Origin of the sequence: Shewanella algicola (assembly GCF_014648035.1) — a bacterium.
Taxonomy (GTDB): Bacteria; Pseudomonadota; Gammaproteobacteria; order Enterobacterales; family Shewanellaceae; genus Shewanella; species Shewanella algicola.
Genome location: NZ_BMQI01000096.1, coordinates 1 through 6364, shown reverse-complemented (window position 1 = coordinate 6364; position 6364 = coordinate 1). Strand labels below are relative to the sequence as shown.

Annotated in this window: 7 protein-coding genes and 1 pseudogene; 3 read left to right on the top strand and 5 right to left on the bottom strand. The window is 39.0% G+C overall.

Annotated features, from left to right (window positions below):
• Window positions 1-65: 65 nt before the first annotated feature.
• Window positions 66-455 (top strand): response regulator transcription factor, encoded by a 390-nt coding sequence (locus IEY42_RS22700; RefSeq protein WP_275974676.1) that lies wholly within the window; start codon window positions 66-68, stop codon window positions 453-455.
• A gap of 82 nt (window positions 456-537) precedes the next feature.
• Here the strand turns inward: IEY42_RS22700 and IEY42_RS21400 are convergent, their stop codons facing one another.
• The 4 genes and pseudogenes from IEY42_RS21400 to IEY42_RS21385 form a co-directional block, all read right to left on the bottom strand.
• Window positions 538-1038, bottom strand: coding sequence for a YgjV family protein (locus tag IEY42_RS21400; RefSeq protein WP_188927220.1), 501 nt, complete (start codon window positions 1036-1038; stop codon window positions 538-540).
• A 270-nt stretch (window positions 1039-1308) separates the two neighbouring features.
• Window positions 1309-2253 carry a LysR family transcriptional regulator gene (locus tag IEY42_RS21395; protein WP_188927219.1) on the bottom strand — a complete coding sequence of 315 codons (945 nt, stop codon included), beginning with the start codon at window positions 2251-2253 and terminating at the stop codon, window positions 1309-1311.
• Between the two features lie 166 nt (window positions 2254-2419).
• A pseudogene (locus tag IEY42_RS21390) lies at window positions 2420-2560 on the bottom strand (NAD(P)H-dependent oxidoreductase); the annotation flags it as partial.
• A gap of 47 nt (window positions 2561-2607) precedes the next feature.
• The gene (locus IEY42_RS21385; RefSeq protein WP_188927218.1) at window positions 2608-3585 is read right to left on the bottom strand and encodes an alpha/beta fold hydrolase; all 978 of its coding nucleotides are present in this window, start codon (window positions 3583-3585) and stop codon (window positions 2608-2610) included.
• A gap of 222 nt (window positions 3586-3807) precedes the next feature.
• Here IEY42_RS21385 and IEY42_RS21380 point away from each other — a divergent pair, with 222 nt between their 5' ends.
• The gene (locus tag IEY42_RS21380; protein ID WP_188927217.1) at window positions 3808-4665 is read left to right on the top strand and encodes an SMP-30/gluconolactonase/LRE family protein; all 858 of its coding nucleotides are present in this window, start codon (window positions 3808-3810) and stop codon (window positions 4663-4665) included.
• Window positions 4666-5110: 445 nt separating this feature from the next.
• Entirely contained in the window at window positions 5111-5746 is a 636-nt protein-coding gene (locus IEY42_RS21375; protein ID WP_188927216.1) for a DsbA family oxidoreductase, read from the top strand.
• Window positions 5747-5853: 107 nt separating this feature from the next.
• On the opposite strand, the gene IEY42_RS21370 is transcribed toward IEY42_RS21375, so the two are convergent.
• Window positions 5854-6138, bottom strand: a complete 285-nt coding sequence (locus IEY42_RS21370) for a hypothetical protein (RefSeq protein WP_188927215.1) — start codon at window positions 6136-6138, stop codon at window positions 5854-5856.
• Window positions 6139-6364: the final 226 nt, after the last annotated feature.

Below are 6364 nucleotides of genomic sequence, written 5' to 3'. Positions count from 1 at the left end.
TCAATCTCCAGTTAAATCAATTATGTCTTAACTGGGTTAGTCGTATCAATTAAACCACGTCAACTTTGCCAATCATCTTTATTTCAGGACATGGAGACATTCCTATGGCAGTGGAAGCGATGCGACATGGCGCGTTAGACTTCATTCGAAAACCATTTCGAGAACAAGATATTTTAGACCGAATTAACGAAGCACTGACACAAGAGATGCTGACTCATCAATACCGTTTAGAACATCAAGCCTTGCTTGACAAAATAGCATCACTCTCCCTTCGAGAAAAACAGATTTTCATGAAAGTTGCAGCAGGAGAAATGAATAAATCCATTGCCATTGACCTTGAAATCAGTGAACGCACAGTAGAAGTTCATCGCTCACAAGTGATGAAAAAACTCAAAGTACGTACCCTCGCTCAATTAGTAAACTTAAAACTTCAATCAGAATTAACACAGCCATGAAAATCTAACAGAATGCCCATATCTTAAATTAACGTATCAAGAATGATGTTCGTGACCACTATAGTGTTGGGGGAATTGTACTTTAAGATGATAATTTCATGCCATAAAAACGGTAGTAACCCACTAGATTGCTGCCGATAAATAATGATTCCATCATCACTGCCATTGGCGATCCAGCAAGTACATGATTAACCAACCAAAAACTAATTCCCACCATCATGATTTGTCTGAGTCTTTGATCACTTTTAGAAAATGAAGCAATGGTTTGCAACGAACCACCAGCAAAACTGAACAAACTGGTTAATCCACCAAATGTCACTACTGTTAACACTAAATTAGCCGCGAGAAACAAAAACATCAGACGTTTAGAGTAACTAAATATTGTCACAATATAACGAACTGCAGCAAGCAACATAAGTGCAGCTGCAGTCCATTGGGCTAGCAATGCAAAATGAATACTGGTGAGCAATACCGAAACCGATAAACAAGTCACAATCATGCGCTTTTGTTTAAATTGAAATGACATCAGGTCAAAGCAAATTGCAATGACAATTAGCAATTGCGATATCATAAATACAGACATAAAAACCTATTTGTTAACCCGATATGACTTCGAATGATTCAGTCGCCCAAATGAGATAAAAAAGTAACGAAAGGAAGAAGTTGAGAGTCAAATTATAATAATATATAAAGCTTAAATAGTGAGATACACCACAAATTTAGGTTAAATTTTAGTATGATCAAACTGGTCATATTTTGATGGTGTCATTAATTTGAACAGCAGAGTTGTTCAATTTTGTCATTGCTTAACGGCGCAAAAACGATGCTACCCATTTCTCCAACATTGGGTTCACTACACATACATAGAAGAATAATTCTCAACATAAGCTTCCCATACTGGAGGTGTACCAATTACATCTTGTACTGTTTCGATAAATTTTTTGACCAGTGGCGTTTGATTTCTGTGCGGGTAAACGGCGTATAACGCACCAAAATCACTTGGAAACCGGTAGTTTTGCAATATAGGGACGAGTCCGAGGTCGTTAAGGTGTGATTTAAGCACAGACAAATCGGCAATTGAATAGCCCAACCCTGCCTGTGTGGCACTAATAAGCGAATCTACGCTGTTTGCTTTAAATCGTCCGTTTATGCTGTACTTCTCCATTTTACTCTGGCCTGAAGCTGCCATTTCAAGCTTGTCAAAAGTAAAGGGACCATTTGAGTAGGTAATCGCAGGTAAGGATACAAGCTCTTTAAGTGTTTTAGGATTACCGTGCTCTTGTAAAAAGTTTTCAGAGGCGAGAATAACCAACTTAGTTGGCGCGAGTTTCTTCGCTATATTGGTTGAGTCTTTGGGGGAATTTAAGCGAAAAGCAATATCGAATTTTTCACCTATAATATCCGTCAGTCTATCGTCTAATGAAAGCTCAATATAGGTTTCTGGGTATTTTTTCATAAAAATATTAATGGCGTTCTGCAGATATGGATGACCGAACGAAACATAGCTGGTTATGCGTAATAATCCCCTGGGTTCAGTATGAAAAGTCTCCGCCAAGCGTTGGGTTTTACTGAGCTCATTGCGGATAACCTTGGCTTGCTCCAGGATCTCGCGTCCTGCATCCGTTAGGGATAAAGAACGCATGGTGCGGTTGAGTAACCTGACGCCTAGTGTCTCTTCCAATATTTTAAATTGCTTAGTGACGACCGCTCGATCCATGTGCCTGAGCTCAGCGGCTTTAGCAAAGGAACCTTGATAAACAATATCCAGGAACAGGTCAAGGCGAGTCGCTATATCCATATTTTATCCGCTCGTTAATTAAAAAATGAATCTGAAACTTAATTTTAATGTATTGAAAGCGATAAGTAACTTAAATCGAATTCACATACGTAAACTAAACGACAGTAAAGACATCTTCAGTTGCAAGTCGAGATTTTGGCAATACGTAATTGAAGTCTTCAGCATCTGGTTGTGAATTAATCGATGAAGCCGACAATCGAATAGCTTCTTTGATTATTTCAATATTTTCCTCAGAAATACGTTTGCTGGCATCGTACTTTTTTGTTGTATAGCTATTGCTTAAGTCTTTTATAATAGAGTGAGTCATAGGTTTCTCTTTCATTAATTAATTTTTTAAGGATTGTCTAACGGCTCCTAAATTATTTTTTTTAGTATTTTTCTGAGTGCAATACTAAAGCTTTCCGGGCTATCTTCCTGAACAAAATGGCAGGCGTCAGGTACAAGTTGGACGTCAGCATTGGGAAAATGAGATCGCCATTTTGCAATGGCCTCAGGCGTTCCATGATTGAAGTCCTTTAAGCCAAAAATAAATTCTACTGGTTTATTCGCAAGTGTTTTTAGCCTGGCCTCAATTTTCTCTAGCCATGCGCCAGCAAGGGTTATCTGTTGAGGAAAAATGGCGGTTGCTTTTCTTGATTCTGGTGTCGGGAATACCATGGTATAAGCATCAACGATGGCTTGGTTACTGCTGGATTCTTCTTTAATATTTGCCAACATTAGTTTAGTAACAAAGAAGTTCTCGTCCAGTACTCGCTGTTCCATCTCTGGTGTTCTGAACAGCATAGAGAATTCTTCAATACCGCCATCCACCTTCCACGCCCAGGTATTTGAGATCACTACACCAAGTACATTATCGGGATGATTAGTTGCCACGTTTAGTCCGGTCGGTCCACCCCAGTCCTGAACAACCATGATGAATTTGTCTAACTTCAGATGTTCAAAAATTAAAGATTCAATCCACTGTGAATGCTCCTGTGGCGTAAAACCGAAATCAGCAGGCGTATCTGAAAATCCAAACCCGGGTAGATCATAGGCAATGACCCGGGTCTCCTTTGACATATCTTTGATTATATTCCGATTTAAGAAAGACCAATCGGGGTTGCCGTGCGTCAGCACAATAGGAATGCCCTCACCTTCATCGACATAATGCATCGATACACCATTACGTTCATACCAGTGGCTCTTAAACGGGTATTCTTCCTTATCGACTATAAAAGGGCGTTGCTTCTGATTGGTCACATCCGCATTGTTGATTATTGGATCTGGTTTGACTTGGTAACCGATAGATTGTGAAGATTCAGCTGCAAGCTTTTTTAATGCGTCTACAGACATGTATTCCTCCTGAAAGGGTAAAAAACGATCACCGGGCTAACCGCTAAATTAGTTAACTAATAAACCATAAAAAGAATGCTATCACTATATATCCACTTTATTATTTCTTAATATTCAATAATAAATTGACTATATGCCTCTATATCACTGCTTTGAGTCGCGCGATAATCCAATTCAATCAATCACCTTGATTGAACATTTACACTGACGGAGTTAACAAGATTGAAATCTACCATCGCATCGGCCTTTATCGGACTGTCTTTATTATTTGTTAACACGACTCAAGCCGCCTCATTAGCACCACAATGGGAATTAACCGGATTCTCGCAACCAGAATCTATTTATGTTTCACCTGAACATCAATGGATCTATGTTTCTAATGTAAACGGTCAAGAACCCGGTTTTATTAGCAAGCTTTCTAAAGATGGTGTTATCGAGCAACTAAAATGGGTTGGTGGATTGGGCATGCCAACCGGAATGGACATGTTTGGCAGTGACCTCTATGTTGTGGATAAAAATCAGGTTCATATCATTAATACCGAAACAGGAAGTATGACTAAGAGCATAAAGGCTAATGGTGCTGTCATGCTCAATGATCTGACGGTTACTGACAAAGGGCAAGTATTTATTGGAGATATCGCGGCAGGAAAAATCTATACCTTGATCGATAATGAATTAATTGTTTGGCTGGAAGATAAAAACCTCCCACATCCAAACGGTTTGCTGGCACAGGGTAATACCCTTGTAGTCGCTAATATGGCGAGCAAATTAGCTCAGCAATTTGAGCCTGAAGAGTATGGCTCAATTTATAAAATTAATATCGCAGACAAATCGCGGCAAATGATCAATTCAAGCTACAGACTTGGTGGTTTAGATGGTCTAACCGAACTGAATAATTCATTGGTTGTCAGTCACTTTCCTGCAGGTGAGATTTATCAGATCACAGACAAAGAACGAACGCTGTTAGGCACGTTAGATATTAGCGCTGCAGATATTAGTGTAGATGACAATACCGATACGCTGTTTGTTCCATTTTTACTTAAGAACAAAGTGGCTTCTTATAAGATCATCAACGATTAATGCCTATAGAAATAAAAGGTCTAGGAAAAGGAGCTGAAAAAAGAAAAAAGTTTTTACACTCGCAGTAAGTTTATTCGTATTGTCAGCATGCTCAGCTATGAATACCAATGAGCTGGCGAACAATACGCCAGTAAAAATAATCAGGATATGAAAGATGTTTTTACCGCTGCCACTAAGATTGCAGATGGTATCTATTTTATCTCATGGCAAAAGGGGCAGATAGTGATCATATCGTCGTAAACCGAAATAGTATGACCGTTTTTGATCATGTATCCCCAACAGGTGAAAGTAAAGAAGCTATTTATGACATTACCTATTTTGGTGCCAAGTAATACAAAGCAAATAGGCTATTGTTTTTTATCAGCCCAACGGGCAATAGAGTCAGCAACTCGAAATACTTTTAAACTAATGATGCGCACTTTATGTGCTCAAAAGGAAAAATACGATGAAAATTGAAATGTGGGCTGATTATACCTGTCCTTACTGTTACATGGGACAAGCCAGTCTTGATCAAGCGCTTGATGGACTTGCATTAAATGAAGAGATAGAAATTGTACACAAGAGCTTTCAGCTAGAACCCAATGAAGCTTGTCACGCCGGTGAAGATCTCAATGATCTGGTGGCGAAAAGATACGGTAAATCATACAAATGGGGCAAAGCCCATAACGAACAACACACTCAAATGGCCGCTGGTTTTGGTTTGCAGTTGAATCTGGCGGCTCAAACTATCAACAATACGATTCTGGCACATCAGGCCACTAAATTTGCTTATGCAGAAGGTAAAAAAGAGCTGATGATTGAGCGTATATATCAAGCAACCTTTGAAGAAGGCAAGGATATCGGCAATAAACAAACGTTATTAGATCTTGCCGGCGAAATTGGTTTGGATGCGGATAAACTCGCAAAAGCATTTGAAGAAAAAACCTACCTCAACGCAGCTCATGCAGATATTACAGAGGCCGGAGCAAAAGGAATAAACGGTGTTCCGTTTTATCTGATCAATGGCAATATACCTGTGTTCGGGTTGCATAAGGTGGATGCATTAAAAGCAATTCTACAGCAAGCGAGTGAACAATCGTAATCTTAAACGATTATGAGGAACTCATAAAACCAGATTTTTGACAATAAGATATTAATATTCAGTCGTACCAAAAATTAACCATGACACCCATAATTAATCAGCAATGCCTAATGATATTTTTGGGTACTTAGTCTTGAACCTTGAAGAGGGATAGCTTGCTTGTAATAAAGAGGAGTTTCACGATGCTGAGACAATTTAGTCTCTCTAATGGGTATAGCATGAGGTTTTTGCGTGATGTTGAACGTGATATCAGCATCCGCAGCATCATACTGAGCTCTGAGATGATTAATGACCTCATCAACGTAGCGAATAAAGTCATTAATACGGGTTTGATGGTCAATAGACTTTATGATTTTTTTGAGTGTTCCTGCAACCTCAATGTTACGGGTCATTATTTGAGTAAAAATGCTTCTGCTCTGTCACGAGTCAGTAAGGAGACTTTTACGTCAAAAGGGAAGCCCTTGTCGCGTAAATATTTGGCTAAACAGATACGTGTAAAGTATACGTTGTTGGGTGCTCTGCTCATGTAAAGAGCGGATACATTGTCTGAGTCAATTGTAACCATCCCTTATATCGATCATATTTTGAGAGAGTTTTCCTCATTTAATCGCTCATACA

What these genes read in the sequence shown, in the direction of transcription:
- IEY42_RS21400 (WP_188927220.1), bottom strand. Translation starts at nt 1,038, where the DNA reads ATGTCTGTATTTATGATATCGCAATTGCTAATTGTCATTGCAATTTGC.
- IEY42_RS21395 (WP_188927219.1), bottom strand. Translation starts at nt 2,253, where the DNA reads ATGGATATAGCGACTCGCCTTGACCTGTTCCTGGATATTGTTTATCAA.
- IEY42_RS21385 (WP_188927218.1), bottom strand. Translation starts at nt 3,585, where the DNA reads ATGTCTGTAGACGCATTAAAAAAGCTTGCAGCTGAATCTTCACAATCT.
- IEY42_RS21375 (WP_188927216.1), top strand. Translation starts at nt 5,111, where the DNA reads ATGAAAATTGAAATGTGGGCTGATTATACCTGTCCTTACTGTTACATG.
- IEY42_RS21370 (WP_188927215.1), bottom strand. Translation starts at nt 6,138, where the DNA reads ATGACCCGTAACATTGAGGTTGCAGGAACACTCAAAAAAATCATAAAG.